We start from the raw sequence: 16,933 nt of genomic DNA, 5'->3' as shown, positions 1-16,933 counted from the left end.
GAATGGTTCTCATCGGTGCCGGCGTCCGTGCCGGCACCTGCCGTTGCTCAGCCCGTGCTCAACGCGGCGGCGGCGGCGACGTCTTCAGCCAGTCCTCGAACTTGATCGCGCCGACGATCGGGTTCGGGCCGGGCGTCAGCGAGCTGTCGGTGATCGGTGCACCGAAGTACTCCGCGCCGGCATCGGCGACGACGTCGCGCGATTCCTTGTAGAACTTCAGGTAGTCCTGGACGAAATCCGACATCGGGCGGCGATCGGGACCGGCCACTTCCACGACATCGTTCTTCGGCTCGCCCACGGTCACCTTCGTCAGCGCCGCCGCCACGTCGGTGGCGGCCAGCGGCTGGAACGCAGCGGTGGAGATGTGGATGGCCTCGCCCTTGGTGCCGGAGTGGGCAATGGCATTGAGGAACTCATAGAACTGGGTGGCACGCAGGATCGTGTACGGCCGGCCCGACGCCCTGATCAGGTCTTCCTGCGCCAGCTTGGCGCGGAAGTAGGCATTGCCCGGCTTGCGGTCCGAACCCACGACCGAGAGCGCGACGTGGTGCTTCACGCCTGCCTCGGCTTCGGCGGCGAGCAGGTTGCGGCCGGAGGTCTGGAAGAACTCCATCACCGCCTGCTCTTCGAACGAGGGCGAGTTGGCCACGTCGACGACGACATCGGCACCTTGCAGCGCCTCTTTCAAGCCTTCGCCGGTGATGGTGTTGACGCCGGTGTTCGGCGCCGCGGCCACGGCCTCGTGGCCCAGCTCGCGCAGGTTGTTGCACAGCTTGGTGCCGATCAGGCCCGTGCCGCCGATGACTACGATCTTCATGTCCTGCTCCTGTGGGGGGGGTGTGCGAATGCGTGGCCGGCGTCGTGGCTACCGCACCCGTTCCGGCAGCGGAAGCGTCCGCTCGAAGCCGAAGTGGGTGTACGCCCAGGTGAATGCGAAGAAGCCGAAGTAGATCGCCACCAGCACGCGACCGATCCAGTTCTCGATGATGTTCACGTCGATGCCTTCGCCGAGCAGGCTGGGCAGCAAATGCGCCACCGCGCCGATGCCGATCGCGCCCAGCAGCACGAACGCAACCGCGAACAGCCCCAGCGCGATCTTGTAGCCGCGGCCGCGATAGCGGATGGAGCGGACCTTGCCGCGATCCAGCCACGGCATCAGGAACAGCACGCCGATGGCCAGCGCCATCACGATCACGCCGCTGAGCTTGTGCGGGATGACGCGCAACATCGCGTAGTACGGGGTGAAGTACCACACCGGCTTGATGTGCTCGGGCGTGACCAGCGGGTTGGCCTCGGTGAAGTTGTCGTGCTCGAGGAACAGCCCGCCCACCGTCGGCACGAAGAAGATCATGAACGCAGCGATCAGGATGAAGACGGCCGTGCTCAGCAGGTCCTCGACCGAGTAGTAGGGGTGGAACGGGATGCCGTCCAGCGGCGTGCCGTCGGGCCCGTTGTTCTCGTGGATCTCGATGCCGTCCGGGTTGTTGGAGCCCACTTCGTGCAGGGCCAGGATGTGCACGGTGACCAGCAACAGCAGGATGATCGGCAGCGCGATCACGTGCAGCGAGAAGAAGCGGTTGAGCGTGGCGTCGCCGGGCACGTAGTCGCCCATCACCCAGTGCTGCAGGCTCTCGCCGACCACCGGGATGGCGCCGAACAGCGAGATGATCACCTTGGCGCCCCAGAACGACATCTGCCCCCAGGGCAGCACGTAGCCCATGAAGGCTTCGGCCATCAGCACCAGGTAGATCATCATGCCCAGGATCCACACCAGTTCGCGCGGCTTCTTGTACGAGCCGTACAACAGCGCGCGGAACATGTGCAGGTAGATCACCACGAAGAACAGCGATGCCCCGGTGGAGTGCATGTAGCGGATCAGCCAGCCCCACTCCACGTCGCGCATGATGTATTCGACCGACGAGAACGCTTCGGCCGACGACGGCTTGAAGTGCATCGCCAGGAAGATGCCCGTGACCAGCTGGTTGACCAGTGCCACGCTCGCCAGCGCGCCCATGAGGTACCAGAAGTTGAAATTCTTCGGCGCGTAGTAGCGGCTGGTGTGGGCGGCCAGGAACGAGGTCAGCGGCAGCCGGTCCTCGACCCAGGCCAGCAGTCGGTTCTTCGGGTAGATGCGGACGATCTTGAGGGCCATGTCAGTCTGTCCTGCCGGCATTGCCGGCATCGCGGTTCAGGCAGCTTCGCCGCCGGGCGGCGACTCGTGTTCGGGCGCAAGCGCCACGACGTGGTCGATGCCGTCCCTGAACATCTTCGCGTAGGGGCAGATGCGTTCTGCGTTGCGGACCAGCTCGGCGGCGCAGGCGCGATCGATCCCCGGCAGGTAGACGCGGATTTCCGCCGACAACAGGAACAGTCCGTCCATCGGGTCACGCGCGAAGGTCACGGCGGCGTCGACGGTGGAATCGGCCAGGTCCAGCCCGGAGCGGATCGCCAGCAGCTTGAGCACGCCGTGGAAGCAGGCGCCGTAGCTGGCCGCCATCAACTGTTCCGGATTGCTGCCGCCACCGGGGCCGCCCAGCTCCACGGGCAGGCGCAGGTGTGCTTCCAGCGACCCATCGTCGGACCTGACGATGCCGGAGGCGCGACCGTGCGCCGCTTCTCCACCCGTGATTCGTACGCGACCCGTGTAGATGGCTTCGGCTTCGTCTCCGTAGTACTTGTCGAGCAGGCTTACCGGCGGTGGCTTCAGCTGGGTCATTTGAATGCGTGTCCTTACGGAGATTGCGGGGCGATGCTAGGTGGGCGGGGAGGCATGCAGTAGCCCTTCGGCTGGATGCACGATGTTTCCTGCCGTGCACCAATCGCGTCGTCAGGCCGCGACGGCTTCACCCTCGGTGAAAGCCGCGTCGGCGTGCATGCGGGCGACGGCGGTGGAGCAGTCCAGGTCGAGGGCGCGCACCTGCGTGGTGATGAAGTCGATGAAGGCGCGCACGCGCTTGGGCAGCTGCCGGCGGCTGAGGTAGCACAGGTAGTGGCCGCGGTCGTCGGGTGCGTGCTGGGCCAGGCAGGTCACCAGCGTGCCCTTGCGCAGTTCGTCGCAGACCTCGAACGCCGGGATCTGCGCCAGCCCCTGCCCTTCCATCAACGCATGCAGCATCAGGTCGTCGTCGTTGACGACGATGTCGGCCTGCGGCGTCACGCTGTGCGGCCGGCCGTCGACCTTGAAGTCCCAGCTGCGCAGGCGCCCGTTCGGCAACCGGCGGTTGATGCACGCGTGCGCATCCAGCTCTTCGATCGAGGCCGGGAGGCCGTGCCGGCGCGCGTAGTCGGGCGATGCACACACCACCATCTGCATCGGGATGATCTGCTTGGCGATCACCTGGCTGTCGTCGAGGCGGCCTTCGCGGAAGGCGACGTCGACCCGGTCGACGGCAAGGTCGGGGGTGCGTTCGTCGAGCAGCAGTTCGATCGCGATGCCGGGATAGCGCATGTGGAACTCGCTCATCAGCGGCGCGATGATCTTGCGGCCGAAGCCGTGCGTGGCGCTGATCCGCAGCTGCCCGCGCGGCGGGCCGTCGCGCAGGTCGCGCATCTCTTCCAGCGCCTGGACGATGCGTTCGACGCCGGGCCGGCAGTTCTCGAAGAACAGTTCGCCTTCGGCCGTGAGCGTGGTCGAGCGCGTGGTCCGCGAGAACAGGCGCGCGCCGAGCTGTCCTTCCAGCTTCTGGACGCTGCGGCTCACTGCCGATCGACCGACGCCGAGGCGATCGGCGGCGCGGGCAAAGCTGCCCTCGGTGGCCACCGTGATGAAGGCGACCACGCCGGCATAGCTGGCGGAGAAGCTCGATGCCATCCGGTCGGCCTGGTCGGTCGCGCTGGTGTTGGTGGGCTTGGGCAATGCATTCATAGCGGCGGCGCCTTCTTCTTGTCACACAGGGGTTCCACGTACGTCTGCGCGTGCGCGCGGGCGTACTCGACATGGGCCCGGCAGGTATCCGCCGGTTCGCCGATCAGCCGGGCGATTTCGTCATAGCTGGCCTCGAACACCTCATGCAGCAGGAACGCTGCACGGACGTCCGGCTCAAGTCCGTCGAGTGCGGAGATGAACACGGTCCAGATGCGATCGGCCTTCGATGGCATGAACTGGGGCTTTCCTGTGGCTGTCGTCATGTATCCAGGTCGCGGCAGCGACCGGTTCTGTGACAGGCCATTGGTGCGTCGCGCTCAACACTGCGCGTCCGGTGCGTGATCTACCGCCGCGGGGGCGCGGTGCCTAGATTGACCGCCAAGCAGGACTGCGGCCGCCGGCCAGCCCCCTGTTCAAGTCCCCCATTGAAGAAAGGAGCGCTCGCCATGAGCCAACGCCTCGACTACCAGAAGCAATCCCCGGAACTGCTGAAGAAGTTCGTCGAATTCAGCATGTTGACCCGCAAGTCGTCGATCGAGCAGCCGATCCATGACCTGGTCAACATCCGTGCCTCGCAACTCAACGGCTGCGCGTTCTGCGTGGACATGCACATCAAGGAAGCCACCATCCACGGTGAGCGCCCGCTGCGCCTGCACCACGTCGCCATCTGGCGCGAGTCACAGCTGTTTTCCCCGCGTGAACGCGCGGCCCTGGCCTGGACCGAAGCGCTGACGCAGCTGTCGCCGCTGGGCGTGTCCGACGAGATCTACGACCGCGTGCGCACGCAGCTGTCGGAGCAGGAAATCGTCGACCTCACCTGGGACATCATGGCCATCAACGCCTGGAACCGGATCAGCATCGGCTTCCGTGCCGTTCCCGGCACCGCCGACAAGGCCTACGGCCTGGAAAAGGCCGGACTTTCCTGAGGAGACCCCGCATGCGCATCCATCACTCACTGGCGATGGCCGGACTGCTGTTGTCCGGCATCACCACCGCCCAGGCCCAGCACGCCCACGCCGCCCCGGCCCCGATCGTCAAGCCGGTCCTGACCAAGGCGCTGCCCGAGTACCCGGGCAAGGAAGGCCTGGTGCTCACCGTCGACTACCCGCCGGGCGGCTCCTCGCCGCTACACCACCACGACGCCCACGCGTTCGTTTACGTCATCGAAGGTTCGGTGGTGATGGCGGTGCAGGGTGGCAAGGAGGTCACGCTGACCGCCGGGCAGAGCTGGAGCGAATCGCCGGGCGACATCCACACCGTCAGCCGCAACGCGAGCAACGACAAGCCGGCGAAGTTCGTCGTGTTCATGCTCAAGGATGCCGGCAAGCCGGCGGTGATCCCGGGCTCCTGACGAGCCGGGCTTGCCCCAGTTGTTCCCGGGCAGTGTCGGGGTTCATGGCCGGCACGGTGGCGACGCACCTCCCCCGTTTCTCCACCGCGGCCATGGCCCGGGCACTGCCCGGGCACCCTGGCGAGGCGCGCTGGGTGGCCTCCACGCCCGCCGAACGCTCCAGACGTCACAATCGCGCCTTCTGTTCCGACCTGTGTCGTATGGAAGGCGCCACCGACATCTTCACCCGACTCCGGCCACGCCTGCTCGGCGTGGCATACCGCATGCTTGGCTCCGTCGCCGAGGCGGAGGATGTTGTCCAGGATGTCTGGCTGGGTTGGCACGAGACGGATACGGCCACGGTTGCCGACCCCGAAGCCTGGCTGGTCACCACCGCCACGCGACGCTCCATCGACCGCCTGCGCAAGGCGCGCAGCGACCGCGAGCACTACGTCGGCATCTGGTTGCCCGAGCCCGTGCTGACCGACGGCCCGTCCACGCCCGAACAACTCCAGGAAGCGTCGAGCGACCTGTCGATCGCCTTCCTCACCGTGCTCGAGCGGCTGTCACCGGAAGCGCGCGCCGCCTTCCTGCTGCGCGAAGTCTTCGACGCCGACTACAGCGACATCGCCGCGACGCTCGACAAGAGCGAAGCCGCCGTCCGCCAGATCGTGCACCGCGCCAAGAGCCAGCTGCGCGAGGAGCGGCCGCGTTATGTGGTGTCCGCCGCTGACCACCAGCGACTGATGCAGCGCTTCGCCGCGGCCTGGAACAACGCCGACTTTCAGGCCATGAAGGAGATGATGGCCGAGTCGGCCACGCTGGTCGGTGACGGTGGCGGCTTCGTCACCAGCTTCCCCAAGCCCATGGTCGGCGGCGAACGCATCGCCCAGCTGCTGTTTGCCTGCACGCTGCGCAACAAGGACCAGCTCGAGCTGCGACTCACCACGATCAACGGTCGTCTGGGCGTGCTGCGCTACATCGGCGGGAAACTGGAATCGGCGCAGTCCTACGACACCGACGGCGAGCGCATCACCCAGGTCTATGTGCAGCGAAATCCGGAGAAGCTCCGACGCATCGCCGCCAACCAGTCGTCGTCGCTGAACTGACGGCACCGACCCAGGCTACTCCTCGAACGGCGCGCCCTGCAGCGCATCCACCAGCGACGGCGCCCGGTAGCCCGGGACCAGCCGCTCGCCGAAGTCGCGCGCGAAGTTGTCGTAGGTGGTCTCCGGGTGCCGCTCGCAGATGCCGCAGATGGCCTGCGTGAATCCCTGCTTGAACTTCAGGCGCGGGAACTCGGCCAGGATGCTGGCCATCTTGTCGGCCGGTATGGCATCGAAGCCCCAGCCACCCCAGTCCACGGCCACGCCCTGCACGCACAGCGATGCCTCGGCTTCCTTGTGCAGGCAGATCGATGGCGTCGAGTTCAGCGCGATGCTGTCCCAGATCAGCTGGGTGCGTCGCTCGTCGACGCTGTGCTCGCGCGCGAACGCCCGCGCCGCGTTGGCACCGTCCACCTCGAAGCGCAGCGCACCGCTCGCGACCGGCGTCAACCCGATGTCGTGCAGCAGGGCGGAGACGGCCAGGACCTCGGCGTCATGCGGTTGGCCCTTCGTCCGTGCGATCACCGCGGCGAACAGCCACGAGCGCATGACATGGTTGAACAGGTAGGCATCGCTGTGGTCGCGGGCGAACGCGATGGCACTGTTGACCAGCGGCGTGTCGGGAACGTCGACACCGGCCAGGAGACGGGTGGGGGTCTGCGTGCTGTTGTTCGAAGTCATTGCAGCGCTCCGCTGGTGGATGGCCTGATCCTAGGTTCCGCACACCGGGCCCGGTAGCGCCCGCGGCAGGCGCACGGTGTTGCCTGTCGCGCATCAATGCGCGCCGTTGCCGGTCGTCGCGATTGGATGCCAGCCATTGGTGCGTCGGGGTCAACAACGTGGCCACCGGCACAGGACTACCGCCGAACCGTCGGGATTTCTATGGTTCGCACACCCCCACGAGGAGCCACGACATGCAATCGATCACCACCAAAGACGGCACCGAGATCTACTACAAGGATTGGGGCAGCGGCCAGCCCATCGTCTTCCATCATGGCTGGCCCTTGTGCAGCGACGACTGGGACACCCAGATGCTGTACTTCCTCGACAAGGGCTACCGCGTCATCGCCCACGACCGGCGTGGCCACGGCCGCTCGAGCCAGACCGCCACGGGCAACGAGATGGACACGTACGCCGCGGACGTCGCCGAGCTGGTGGCGCACCTGGACCTGCGCGATGCGATCCACGTTGGCCATTCGACGGGCGGCGGCGAGGCCACGCGCTATGTCGCAAAGCATGGCAAGGGCCGCGTCGCCAAACTGGTCCTGATCGGCGCGGTGCCGCCGATCATGGTCAAGACCGACACCAACCCCGATGGCCTGCCTCGCGAGGTGCTCGACGGCATTCGCAAGGACATGGCGGCCAATCGGGCCGGCTATTACTGGGACTTCCCGCTGCCGTTCTACGGTTTCAACCGTCCCGGCACGCCGCTGCAGGAGCCGGTCCGCGCGAACTGGTGGCGACAGGCGATGATCGGCGGCGCCAAGGCGCAGTACGACTGCATTGCCGCCTTCTCAGAAACCGACTTCACGCAGGACCTCAAGAGCATCGAGGTGCCGACGCTGGTGATGCACGGTGACGACGACCAGATCGTGCCGATCGGCATCTCGGCGATGCTCTCGTCGAAGCTGCTGCGCAATGGCACGCTGAAGGTCTACAAGGGTTTTCCGCATGGCATGTGCACGACGCATGCGGATGTGATCAATCCGGATTTGCTGGCGTTCTTCCGCAGCTGATCGGTGATCCCGGGTGCGCTGCGCTTACCCGGGCTACGGGGCATGGGTTGATGGTGACCCGGGTGCGCTGCGCTTACCCGGGCTACGGTTGATGGTGGCCCCGGGTGCGCTGCGCTTACCCGGGCTACGCACTCCACGCTGGGACGTAGCCCGGATAAGCGCAGCGCATCCGGGGGCCGTCACGTCACGCCGCCGCCTGCACCTCGAGGCTCGCCAGACCGCCCAGCACCGGACGCAATGCCACCAAAGTGCGCTCGACGAGCCCATCGATCTCCTGCCGGCCAGCACCGGCCTCGCACGCCTCCTCCAGCGCCTTGGCCTGCTCGGCCACCTCACGCGCACCAATGCACGCAGCAGTGCCGCGCAGATCATGCGCCAGGCGTCTCGGCGCCGTGGCGTCCGCCGATTGGCAAGCCGCACTGAAGGCAGCGCCAAAGTCCGCGTAATCACGAAGGAACCCCAGCAGCAGCCTGCGATAGAGCGCCGCGTTGTGCCCGCACGTCGCCAGGCCGACGTCCTGGTCGATGGCCGGCAGCGACCCCGTCGTCGCGGTGGTGGCAGCGGCGTGGGGCGGCGTCCTGCGCTCGCAGGGTTCCATCCAGCGCGACATGGTCGCCAGCATCGCCTCGACATCAATAGGTTTCGGAATGTGATCGTTCATGCCCGCTGCCAGCGCGGCGTCACGATCACCGGACATCGCACTCGCCGTCATCGCGATGATCGGCAGTTCCTTCAATCCCAGTCGCCCGCGGATGGCACGCGTCGCTTCGTAGCCGTCCATGACCGGCATCTGGCAATCCATGAGCACGCCATCGAACAGCGGATCGTGCTCCAGCACTTCCAGCGCCTCCCGGCCATTGCCGGCCCACACCACTTCGACGCCGGCACGGCGCAGCAGGTCCTGCGCCAGTTCGCGATTGAGCTCGTTGTCCTCGACCAGCAGGATGCGGCTGCCGACCAGTGACGTCACCACCTTGCGGCGAGCCGCGTCGCGAGTGTCGCCGCTGTCCGCGGCCGCGCCCTGCAGCACGGCCGTGATGGTTTCCCGCAGCACCCACGGCATCACCGGCTTGGCCAGCGCGCGGTCGAGCACGACGCCACGGCGCCGCGCTTCCTCCTGCGCTTCGTCCGGATCGAATGCGGTGACCAGCACCGTCGCCGGCATCGCCATGCCCATCGCGGCGATCCGATGCAGCGTGTCGATGCCATCCATTCCCGGCATCTTCCAGTCCATCAACAGCACCTGGTAAGGGCCGCGCTGCGTGAACATCCGCACGGCGTCTTCGCCGCGGCTCGCGCCGTCCGCCACCAGCCCCATGCCGCGCACCATCGCCAGCAGGGCCTCGCGCGTGGCTTCGTTGTCGTCCACCACCAGCGCCGACAGGCCGCGAAGGCCGTGGCTGCCGACTGCGGCCTGCGAGGACATCTGTGTGCCGAGGCGTACACGCAGATGGAACGTCGAGCCGACACCCAGCGTGCTCTCCACCTGGATGTCGCCGTGCATGAGCTCGGCCAGGCGGCGCGAGATCGCCAGCCCCAGGCCGGTCCCGCCGAAGCGGCGGGTGGTGGCGGAATCGCCCTGGACGAACGACTGGAACAGGCGCCCGATCTGCTCCTTGCTCATGCCGATGCCTTCGTCCTTCACCCACGCATGCAGTTCGATCTCTCCCGGCGCGACCTCGCGCGGCAGTTCGAAGCCGACGATGACCGCGCCGCGCTCACTGAACTTGATGGCGTTGTTGGTGAGGTTGAGCAGGATCTGCCCCAGCCGCAGGGGATCGCCGACCAGCTGGGTGGGCAGGTCCGCCGGCAGCCGGTACACCAGTTCCAGTCCCTTCTGCTCGGCGTTGAGGCCGGCCACGCTGCTGACGTGGTCGAGCACGTCGCGAAGATCGAAGGCTACGTGCTCCACGCTCATCTGGCCCGCCTCGATCTTCGAGAAGTCCAGGATGTCGTTGATGATCGACAGCAGGTTGCCGGCGGAACGGTGGATCTTCTCCAGGTAGCCGCGTTGCCGCGAGTCGAGCTCCAGCTGCAACGCCAGGTAGCTCATGCCGATGATGGCGTTCATCGGCGTGCGGATCTCGTGGCTCATGTTGGCGAGGAAGTTGCTCTTGGCCTGCGTGGCTTCCTCGGCCAGTTCCTTCGCTGCCAGCGACGCCGCCTGCGCCGCCTTCTGGTCGGTCACGTCGATGAACCACGCCAGCGCACCGGCTTCGCCGTCATAGTCGATCGGCAGGTACGTGGCCAGCACGTCGCGTTCGCGACGGTCACGGTCGTACAGCTTGAAGTCGGTGGCGGACAGGATCGCGTGCGCGGCCAGGTGGTCGCGCACGCGGATGCGGTCGCTCGGGTCGACGTACATCTGCGTGGGGTCGTCGCCGACGCCGAGGCCGAAGGTCTGCACGAACTTCGGGTTGGCGAAGCGGATCGCATCCCGGGTCGCGACGCCGACGCAGACCGGGCTGCGGTCGAGGATGTAGCGCAGGCGCTCTTCACTCTGCTGCAGCGCGTTCTCCATTTCGCGCCGCTTGCTCACGTCGCGGACCGAAGCGCAGACACACGCGCCCTGCCCCTCCAGCGCGGGCAGGAACGACAGCCCGATCTCGACCGACAACTCGGTGCCGTCCTTGCGGACGCCACGCAGGTCGGAGTTGGAGCCGCCCATCTGGCGACTGATGCCGTGGCCAAAGAAAGATCGCCGCAAGCCGGTGTGCCGTGTCGACGACGCCGACGGCACCAGCTGCTCGACGGCGACACCTGTCAGCTCATCGCGGTCGTAGCCGAAGATGGCCTCCACCTTCGGATTGGTCATGATGATGCGACCGTTGTCGTCGACGATCATCATGCCGTCGGGTGCGGACTCGATGATGCCGCGGTACCAGGCCTTGGCGGCGCCGATGGTTTCCTGCTGCTCTTCCAGCGCCATGGTCTGCGCCTTCAGGCTGGCCGCCTGCCGTGCCAGCAGCTCTTCCTGGTGACGGCTCTCCTCGAGCAGCTGTCGCGTGCGCATCGTGCGCTCGAGGATTTCCAGGTTCATCGCGAGGATCGGCACGACCTGGTCGAGCAGGTCGCGCTGCGGTGGTTCGAGTGCCTCGAAGCTTGCGATTTCCAGCACGCCCAGCAGGCGCTTGCGTCGCACCAGGGGCAGCAGGTGCACCTGCGCCGGCGTTGCCGAGCCCAGCGCGGACCCCACTCGCAGGAACTCGGCGGGCGCCGGCGCCAGGGTGATGGGCTTGCGCTCGACCGCGCATTGCCCGAGCAGGCCTTCGCCCAACGCAATTGTCGTGGCCGCGCCGCCGTCGGCATAACCGCCCTGCCGCGTCAGCGTTCCTTCCGGCTGGTGCGCATACAACACGCCCCGGCAGATGCCGAGCAATGGCGCCAGCGTCGAGAAGAAGCGCGCGGTCAGCTCGGCCGGATCCGCCGCCGACTGCAGCTCCCCGATGATCGCTGCCAGTTGCGTCTTCACCCAGCGCTGGTCGGCAGTCTGTCGTGCCTGCACCTGGAGCGTGGCAAGGGCGCGCGCGAGGTCACCGGCTTCGTTGGGGTATTGCGTGAAGGGAATCGGCGCATCGAGCACGCCCGTGCTGAGCGAATCGACGGCATCGCGCAACTCATCCGCAGGCCGGCGGATGGAACGGCTGATCAGCGCTGCGATGACCGCGCCAGCGAGCAACGCGACGATCAACACCGCGAGCGTCATGCGCACGCCGTCGTAATAGCGGGCGTCCGCGAGTGCAACCTCCTGGTCGGCGCCCTCGCGCTTGCTGGCGGCCACGCGCTCCAGCGCCTGGCGCGTAGCGGTGGCGGCGCTCTGGAACTCGGCCGATGTCAGGCGCGATGCGGCATCGGCCGGGCCCCCACGCTCGGGCGCCTCGCGCAGCAGCGCCGCGATCAAGTTGGCCTGGCTGCGGTAGCCGGCATAGGCGAGGTCGAACTCGCGCAGGTCCCTGCGCGTGGACTCGCGGTAGACCAGCGGGCGCGCCAGTTCGATCTTCCTGCGCAGGATGGTGTCCGACTCGGCGAACAGGCGCAGCGCTTCGGTGCGCGACGCGCCGGCGTCGACGATGGCCGCCTGGCGCAGGTACTGGCCCATGTCCGACAGCGCTGCCCGGGCCGACTCCACGTGCAGCAGCCCGACCAGGTCCATGTCGTACAACCGGCGGATGCCGTCCATCTGCTGCCGGTTCATCGCCAGGCTGTAGATCCCCAGCAACGCCACCAACAGCACGATGCCGCCGAATCCGAGCTGGAGCCGGCGCACCAGGGGCAGGCGCTCGAGTCGTTCCATCAGGCCAGGCATGGCAGTCGCCTCCCGTCCGCAGCTACACCGGTTACTCGACTGCTTCCGCGGCCGAGCGCTCCTGTTCTTCCACAAAGCGTCGTGCGATGGCTGCGAACTCGTCGCCGCACGCGGCGAAGGCGTCGGCGACATCGGGGTCGAAGTCGGTGCCGCGCCGTTCGACGATGAACGCCATCGCCTGCTCGTGCTGCATGCCCGACTTGTAGACGCGGCGACTGGTCAGCGCATCGTAGACATCGGCCACCGCCATCAGGCGCGCCGAAACCGGAATGGCGTCGCCGCGCTTGCCTTCCGGGTAACCGCTGCCATCCCAGCGTTCGTGATGCCCGTAGGCCAGCTCCTTGGCCAGCCGCAGGAAGGGCACTTCGCCTCCCAGCGCGTCTTCGGCGCGCTGGATGGCATCGCGGCCCTTGCCCGGATGCGTCCTCATCACCGCCAGTTCTTCATCGGTCAGGCGCCCCGGCTTGCGCAGTATCTGGTCGGGGATGCCGATCTTGCCGATGTCGTGCAGCGGCGCCGAACGCACAAGAAGGTCGCGGGTGGCACCGTCGAGGTGATCGGAAAAGCGCGGGTGGTCCTTGAGCCGCTCCGCCAGCACGCGCATGAAATGCTGCGTGCGGTGGCTGTGGGAACCCGTCTCGCCGTCGCGCGTGTCGGACAACGACGTCAGCGCGAGGATCGCCACCTCCTGCGTGCGTTCGACATCCCGCGTGCGGCGCGCCACCTCGTCGCGCAGCCAGCTGTCGCGATCGCGCAGCACGTCGGCTGCTTCCTTGATCCGCAACTGGTTGGCCACGCGCGTGGCCAGGACACGGGGATGGACCGGTTTGGTCAGGTAGTCGACGGCGCCGGCCTCGAGGCCTTTCACCTGGTCCTCCATGCGCTCCAGCGAGGTCAGGAAGATGACCGGGACGTCGCTCGTGGCCGCATCGTCCTTGATCCTGGTGCACAGCTCGAAGCCGGTGCAGTCGGGCAGCATCACGTCGAGCAGCACGATGTCCGGGCTCTCGCGCGCCAGCAGTTCGAGCGCGCTCCGCCCGTCGTCCGCCGTCAGCACCCGATAGTCGGGCTCGAGGATCTCGCTCAACACCATCCGGATCGCGGACGTGTCGTCCACCACCAATACCGTTGCCTTCCCAGGCCTGACGCCGTTCATGTCCACTCCACGGCGCATTGGCAGCGCCGGCAAAAGCTCTCGCGAGAACGCGATGCTCCGCTCCGGATGCGTCAACAGGCCGTGAAGGGTGCTGCTGCTTACTCCACCGTCACCGACTTGGCCAGGTTGCGCGGCTTGTCGACATCGGTGCCACGCGCCAATGCCGCGTGATACGCCAGCAACTGCACCGGGATCGCATGCACCACCGGCGACAGCACGCCGACGTGGCGCGGTGCGCGGATCACGTGCACGCCGTCGGACGGGCCGAACTGGCTGTCCTCGTCGGTGAACACGAACAGCTCGCCGCCGCGCGCGCGCACTTCCTGCATGTTCGACTTCACCTTCTCGAGCAGGCTGTCGTTGGGCGCGATCACCACCACCGGCATGGTCGCATCGACCAATGCCAGCGGGCCGTGCTTGAGCTCGCCGGCCGGATAGGCCTCGGCGTGGATGTAGGAGATTTCCTTGAGCTTGAGCGCGCCTTCCAGGGCGATCGGGTAATGCACGCCGCGGCCGAGGAACAGCGCGTGCTGGCGCGGCGCGAAACGCTCGGCCCAGCTGACGATCTGCGGCTCGAGGTTGAGCGCGTGCTGCACGCTGCCCGGCAGGTGGCGCAGCGCTTCCAGGTACTCCGCTTCCTTCTCGGCCGACAGGCGACCCTGCAGCTTGGCCAGCGTCGCGGCCAGGGTGAACAGCGCCACCAGCTGGGTGGTGAAGGCCTTGGTCGACGCCACGCCAATCTCGGCGCCGGCGCGGGTGTAGTACACGAGCTTGCTGGCGCGCGGGATCGCGCTTTCGGGCACGTTGCAGATCGACAGACTCTTGTCGTGGCCGAGCGACTTGGCGTACTTCAGCGCTTCCATCGTGTCGAGCGTTTCACCCGACTGCGAAATGGTGACGATCAGGTGCCTCGGGTTCGCCACGGCCTTGCGGTAGCGGTACTCGCTGGCGATCTCCACCGAGCACGGGATGCCGGCGATCGCCTCGATCCAGTAGCGCGCGGTCAGGCCGGCGTAGTAGCTGGTGCCGCAGGCGAGGATCTGCACGCCATCGCACTCGCGCAGCACGTCGGCGGCATTGGCGCCGAACAGCGCCGGCGTGAAGCCGTTGCCGTCCATCACCGCTTCAATCGTGTCGGCGATCGCGCGCGGCTGCTCGTGGATCTCCTTCTGCATGAAGTGGCGGTACGGGCCCAGCTCCAGCGAAGCCAGCGATACGTCCGAGACATGCACTTCGCGCTCGACCGGCTCGCCGTCGATGTCGAACACGCTGACGCCTTCGCGACGCACGTCGGCGGTGTCGCCTTCCTCCAGGAAGATCACGCGACGCGTCGACTGGATGATCGCCGAGACGTCGCTGGCGATGAAGTTCTCGCCCTCGCCCAGGCCGACCAGCAGCGGGCAACCCATGCGCGCGGCGATCATGCGGCCCGGCTCGTGCTTGCTGACCACGGCAATGGCGTAGGCGCCGGTAAGTTCGCGCACGGCGAAGCGCACCGCGTCGAGCAGGTCGCGGCCCTGCGACTGGAAGTAGTGGATCAGGTGGGCGATGACTTCGGTGTCGGTCTGCGATTCGAAGGTGTAGCCCAGGCCACGCAGGCGCTCACGCTGCTCTTCGTGGTTTTCGATGATGCCGTTGTGGACCACCGCCAGCTCGCCGAAGCTGATGTGCGGGTGCGCGTTGGCTTCGGTGACACCGCCGTGCGTGGCCCAGCGGGTGTGGCCGATGCCCAGGCCGGCGTGGAAGCCCTCGGCCTGCGCCGCCGCTTCCATCTCCGAAACCCGCCCGGTGCGGCGCACGCGGCGCATGTCCTGCCCGTCGAACACGGCAATGCCCGCCGAATCGTAGCCGCGGTACTCCAGGCGCTTGAGGCCTTCGATCAGGACCGGCACCACGTCGCGATCGGCGATCGCACCAACAATTCCGCACATTCGGCAGCACTCCCTGTATGTCCGGCTAGTTTAGCCGGGGCTGCGGTACCGCCGCTGTACGGCGGACACCCGGGTGTCCGGGCGGACACCGCGGACACTCGCGGCACCCTCCAAGCCACTGATTTCAATGGACCGGCCCGTGGCACGGTTCGTGCGTTGTTTAAGCGCATTCTCATTCCTGCGCATCCAACCCCGCATGATTCGCGACACCTCTGGACAAGACCGTGTAATCGCCGCCGCCCCGGCCAACCCGCGGCGCAAGCAGCTGCTCATCGGCGGCGGCATCGCCGCGGTGCTGCTGCTGGCCCTGACCGTACCCACGCTCGGGCGCTGGCTCGGCTCCGGACAGTCGGTCAGCGGCGAGCGCCTGCGCGTGGCCGAAGTCCGCCGCGGCACCCTGGTCCGCGACGTCGCGGTGCAGGGCCGCATGGTCGCCGCCGTCAGCCCGACCCTCTACGCGCCGGCCGCCGGCACGGTGACCCTGCGCGTGCAGGCCGGCGACGTCATCAAGCAGGGCCAGACCCTGGCGGTGATCGACAGCCCCGAGCTGCGCAGCCGCCTGGTGCAGGAGCAGTCGACGCTGGCCAGCCTCGAGGCCGAGGCGCGCCGCGCCGCGCTCGATGCCCAGCTCGCCCGTTCGACCGCGCGCAAATTGCTCGACCAGGCCGAGATCGACCGCACCGCGGCGACGCGCGACCTCGAGCGCAGCCAGCGCGGTTTCGAAGGCGGCGCGGTGTCGCAGGTCGAAGTCGCCCGTGCCCAGGACTCGGTCAAGAAGGCCGACATCGGCCTGACCCACGCCAAGCGCGACTACAGCCTGCAGGACCAGGGCGTGGGCCTGGACACCCGCAACAAGCACCTGCTCGCCCAGCGCCAGCAGGCGATCGTCACCGAACTTCAGCGCCAGGTCGACCAGCTCAACATCCGCTCGCCGGTGGAGGGCGTGGTCGGCACGGTCGCGATCACCGACCGCACCGTGGTGCCGGCCAACCAGGCGCTGCTGGTCGTGGTCGACCTGCGCGAACTGGAAGTCGAACTGCCGGTGCCGGAGAGCTTCGCCGACGACCTGCGCCTGGGCATGGCGGCCGAGATCAGCTACGGCGGCCACAAGTACGCCGGCAAGCTGCGCTCGGTGTCGCCGGAAGTGGTCAACGGCCAGGTCATGGCGCGCGTGCGCTTCGCCGACGACAAGGCTGCAGAAGGACGTCCCAGCGGCCTGCGCCAGAACCAGCGCGTCAGCACCCGCGTGCTGATCGAGGAAAAGCCGAACGTGCTGATGGTGCAGCGCGGCCCGTTCCTCGACACCGGCGGCGGCCGCATCGCCTACGTCATGGACGGCGACACCGCGATCAAGCGCCCGATCACCGTCGGCGCCAGCAGCCTGTCCGACGTGGAGATCCTCACCGGCCTGCAGCCGGGCGAGCACGTGGTCATTTCCGACATCACCCCTTTCAACGGCGCCGACCAGGTGCTGGTCAACAACTGATCACACAGATCCCAGGA

General features: G+C 67.4%; 14 protein-coding genes. 5 read left to right on the top strand and 9 right to left on the bottom strand.

Going from position 1 to position 16,933, the window contains the following annotated elements; all coding sequences use genetic code 11:
- Positions 1–58: 58 nt before the first annotated feature.
- From ACFOPO_RS06365 to ACFOPO_RS06345, 5 genes are all read right to left on the bottom strand, one after another.
- Positions 59–817, bottom strand: coding sequence for an SDR family oxidoreductase (locus tag ACFOPO_RS06365; RefSeq protein WP_386702049.1), 759 nt, complete (start codon positions 815–817; stop codon positions 59–61).
- Between the two features lie 48 nt (positions 818–865).
- Positions 866–2,152, bottom strand: coding sequence for a cytochrome bc complex cytochrome b subunit (locus tag ACFOPO_RS06360; RefSeq protein WP_386702047.1), 1,287 nt, complete (start codon positions 2,150–2,152; stop codon positions 866–868).
- Positions 2,153–2,188: 36 nt separating this feature from the next.
- Positions 2,189–2,716, bottom strand: a complete 528-nt coding sequence (locus tag ACFOPO_RS06355) for an Ohr family peroxiredoxin (protein ID WP_386702045.1) — start codon at positions 2,714–2,716, stop codon at positions 2,189–2,191.
- 111 nt (positions 2,717–2,827) lie between these two features.
- Entirely contained in the window at positions 2,828–3,865 is a 1,038-nt protein-coding gene (locus ACFOPO_RS06350) for a LysR family transcriptional regulator (RefSeq protein WP_386702043.1), read from the bottom strand.
- A complete protein-coding gene (locus tag ACFOPO_RS06345) occupies positions 3,862–4,098 on the bottom strand; it encodes a sigma factor-like helix-turn-helix DNA-binding protein (protein ID WP_386702041.1) in 237 nt (78 codons plus the stop codon). Before ACFOPO_RS06345 ends, ACFOPO_RS06350 begins: the two co-directional genes overlap by 4 nt.
- 213 nt (positions 4,099–4,311) lie before the next feature.
- On the opposite strand from ACFOPO_RS06345, the gene ACFOPO_RS06340 reads away from it, so the two are divergent.
- The 3 genes from ACFOPO_RS06340 to ACFOPO_RS06330 all read left to right on the top strand — a co-directional run bounded on the left by ACFOPO_RS06340 (position 4,312) and on the right by ACFOPO_RS06330 (position 6,304).
- Complete coding sequence (locus tag ACFOPO_RS06340) at positions 4,312–4,791, top strand: carboxymuconolactone decarboxylase family protein (RefSeq protein WP_386702039.1); 480 nt, start codon at positions 4,312–4,314, stop codon at positions 4,789–4,791.
- A gap of 11 nt (positions 4,792–4,802) precedes the next feature.
- Positions 4,803–5,216: a cupin domain-containing protein gene (locus ACFOPO_RS06335; protein WP_386702037.1), complete on the top strand. Its 414-nt coding sequence runs from the start codon at positions 4,803–4,805 to the stop codon at positions 5,214–5,216.
- A 200-nt stretch (positions 5,217–5,416) separates the two neighbouring features.
- On the top strand, positions 5,417–6,304 hold the full coding sequence (locus tag ACFOPO_RS06330) for an RNA polymerase sigma-70 factor (RefSeq protein WP_386702035.1): 888 nt from the start codon (positions 5,417–5,419) through the stop codon (positions 6,302–6,304).
- Between the two features lie 15 nt (positions 6,305–6,319).
- Here the strand turns inward: ACFOPO_RS06330 and ACFOPO_RS06325 are convergent, their stop codons facing one another.
- Positions 6,320–6,982 carry an HD domain-containing protein gene (locus ACFOPO_RS06325; RefSeq protein ID WP_386702033.1) on the bottom strand — a complete coding sequence of 221 codons (663 nt, stop codon included), beginning with the start codon at positions 6,980–6,982 and terminating at the stop codon, positions 6,320–6,322.
- Positions 6,983–7,215: 233 nt separating this feature from the next.
- Between ACFOPO_RS06325 and ACFOPO_RS06320 the strand changes: the two genes are divergently transcribed.
- Entirely contained in the window at positions 7,216–8,037 is an 822-nt protein-coding gene (locus ACFOPO_RS06320; protein WP_386702031.1) for an alpha/beta fold hydrolase, read from the top strand.
- A 184-nt stretch (positions 8,038–8,221) separates the two neighbouring features.
- On the opposite strand, the gene ACFOPO_RS06315 is transcribed toward ACFOPO_RS06320, so the two are convergent.
- The 3 genes from ACFOPO_RS06315 to glmS all read right to left on the bottom strand — a co-directional run bounded on the left by ACFOPO_RS06315 (position 8,222) and on the right by glmS (position 15,430).
- Entirely contained in the window at positions 8,222–12,343 is a 4,122-nt protein-coding gene (locus ACFOPO_RS06315) for a response regulator (protein WP_386702029.1), read from the bottom strand.
- Positions 12,344–12,374: 31 nt separating this feature from the next.
- Complete coding sequence (locus tag ACFOPO_RS06310; protein ID WP_386702027.1) at positions 12,375–13,460, bottom strand: HD-GYP domain-containing protein; 1,086 nt, start codon at positions 13,458–13,460, stop codon at positions 12,375–12,377.
- A gap of 137 nt (positions 13,461–13,597) precedes the next feature.
- Entirely contained in the window at positions 13,598–15,430 is a 1,833-nt protein-coding gene (glmS, locus tag ACFOPO_RS06305) for a glutamine--fructose-6-phosphate transaminase (isomerizing) (protein ID WP_386702025.1), read from the bottom strand.
- 196 nt (positions 15,431–15,626) lie between these two features.
- On the opposite strand from glmS, the gene ACFOPO_RS06300 reads away from it, so the two are divergent.
- A complete protein-coding gene (locus ACFOPO_RS06300) occupies positions 15,627–16,916 on the top strand; it encodes an efflux RND transporter periplasmic adaptor subunit (protein WP_386702023.1) in 1,290 nt (429 codons plus the stop codon).
- The last annotated feature ends 17 nt before the right edge of the window (positions 16,917–16,933 follow it).

This window comes from Lysobacter sp. GCM10012299, assembly GCF_042649405.1.
In the GTDB taxonomy this organism is placed as follows: domain Bacteria; phylum Pseudomonadota; class Gammaproteobacteria; order Xanthomonadales; family Xanthomonadaceae; genus Lysobacter_J.
Note: the sequence above shows the minus strand (reverse complement) of the source record. Positions and strands in the feature narration are given on the sequence as shown.

Bases quoted from the DNA above. Each gene is read 5' to 3' on its own strand.
- ACFOPO_RS06365 (WP_386702049.1), bottom strand. From the start codon at position 817: ATGAAGATCGTAGTCATCGGCGGCACGGGCCTGATCGGCACCAAGCTG.
- ACFOPO_RS06360 (WP_386702047.1), bottom strand. From the start codon at position 2,152: ATGGCCCTCAAGATCGTCCGCATCTACCCGAAGAACCGACTGCTGGCC.
- ACFOPO_RS06355 (WP_386702045.1), bottom strand. From the start codon at position 2,716: ATGACCCAGCTGAAGCCACCGCCGGTAAGCCTGCTCGACAAGTACTAC.
- ACFOPO_RS06350 (WP_386702043.1), bottom strand. From the start codon at position 3,865: ATGAATGCATTGCCCAAGCCCACCAACACCAGCGCGACCGACCAGGCC.
- ACFOPO_RS06345 (WP_386702041.1), bottom strand. From the start codon at position 4,098: ATGCCATCGAAGGCCGATCGCATCTGGACCGTGTTCATCTCCGCACTC.
- ACFOPO_RS06340 (WP_386702039.1), top strand. From the start codon at position 4,312: ATGAGCCAACGCCTCGACTACCAGAAGCAATCCCCGGAACTGCTGAAG.
- ACFOPO_RS06335 (WP_386702037.1), top strand. From the start codon at position 4,803: ATGCGCATCCATCACTCACTGGCGATGGCCGGACTGCTGTTGTCCGGC.
- ACFOPO_RS06330 (WP_386702035.1), top strand. From the start codon at position 5,417: ATGGAAGGCGCCACCGACATCTTCACCCGACTCCGGCCACGCCTGCTC.
- ACFOPO_RS06325 (WP_386702033.1), bottom strand. From the start codon at position 6,982: ATGACTTCGAACAACAGCACGCAGACCCCCACCCGTCTCCTGGCCGGT.
- ACFOPO_RS06320 (WP_386702031.1), top strand. From the start codon at position 7,216: ATGCAATCGATCACCACCAAAGACGGCACCGAGATCTACTACAAGGAT.
- ACFOPO_RS06315 (WP_386702029.1), bottom strand. From the start codon at position 12,343: ATGCCTGGCCTGATGGAACGACTCGAGCGCCTGCCCCTGGTGCGCCGG.
- glmS (WP_386702025.1), bottom strand. From the start codon at position 15,430: ATGTGCGGAATTGTTGGTGCGATCGCCGATCGCGACGTGGTGCCGGTC.
- ACFOPO_RS06300 (WP_386702023.1), top strand. From the start codon at position 15,627: ATGATTCGCGACACCTCTGGACAAGACCGTGTAATCGCCGCCGCCCCG.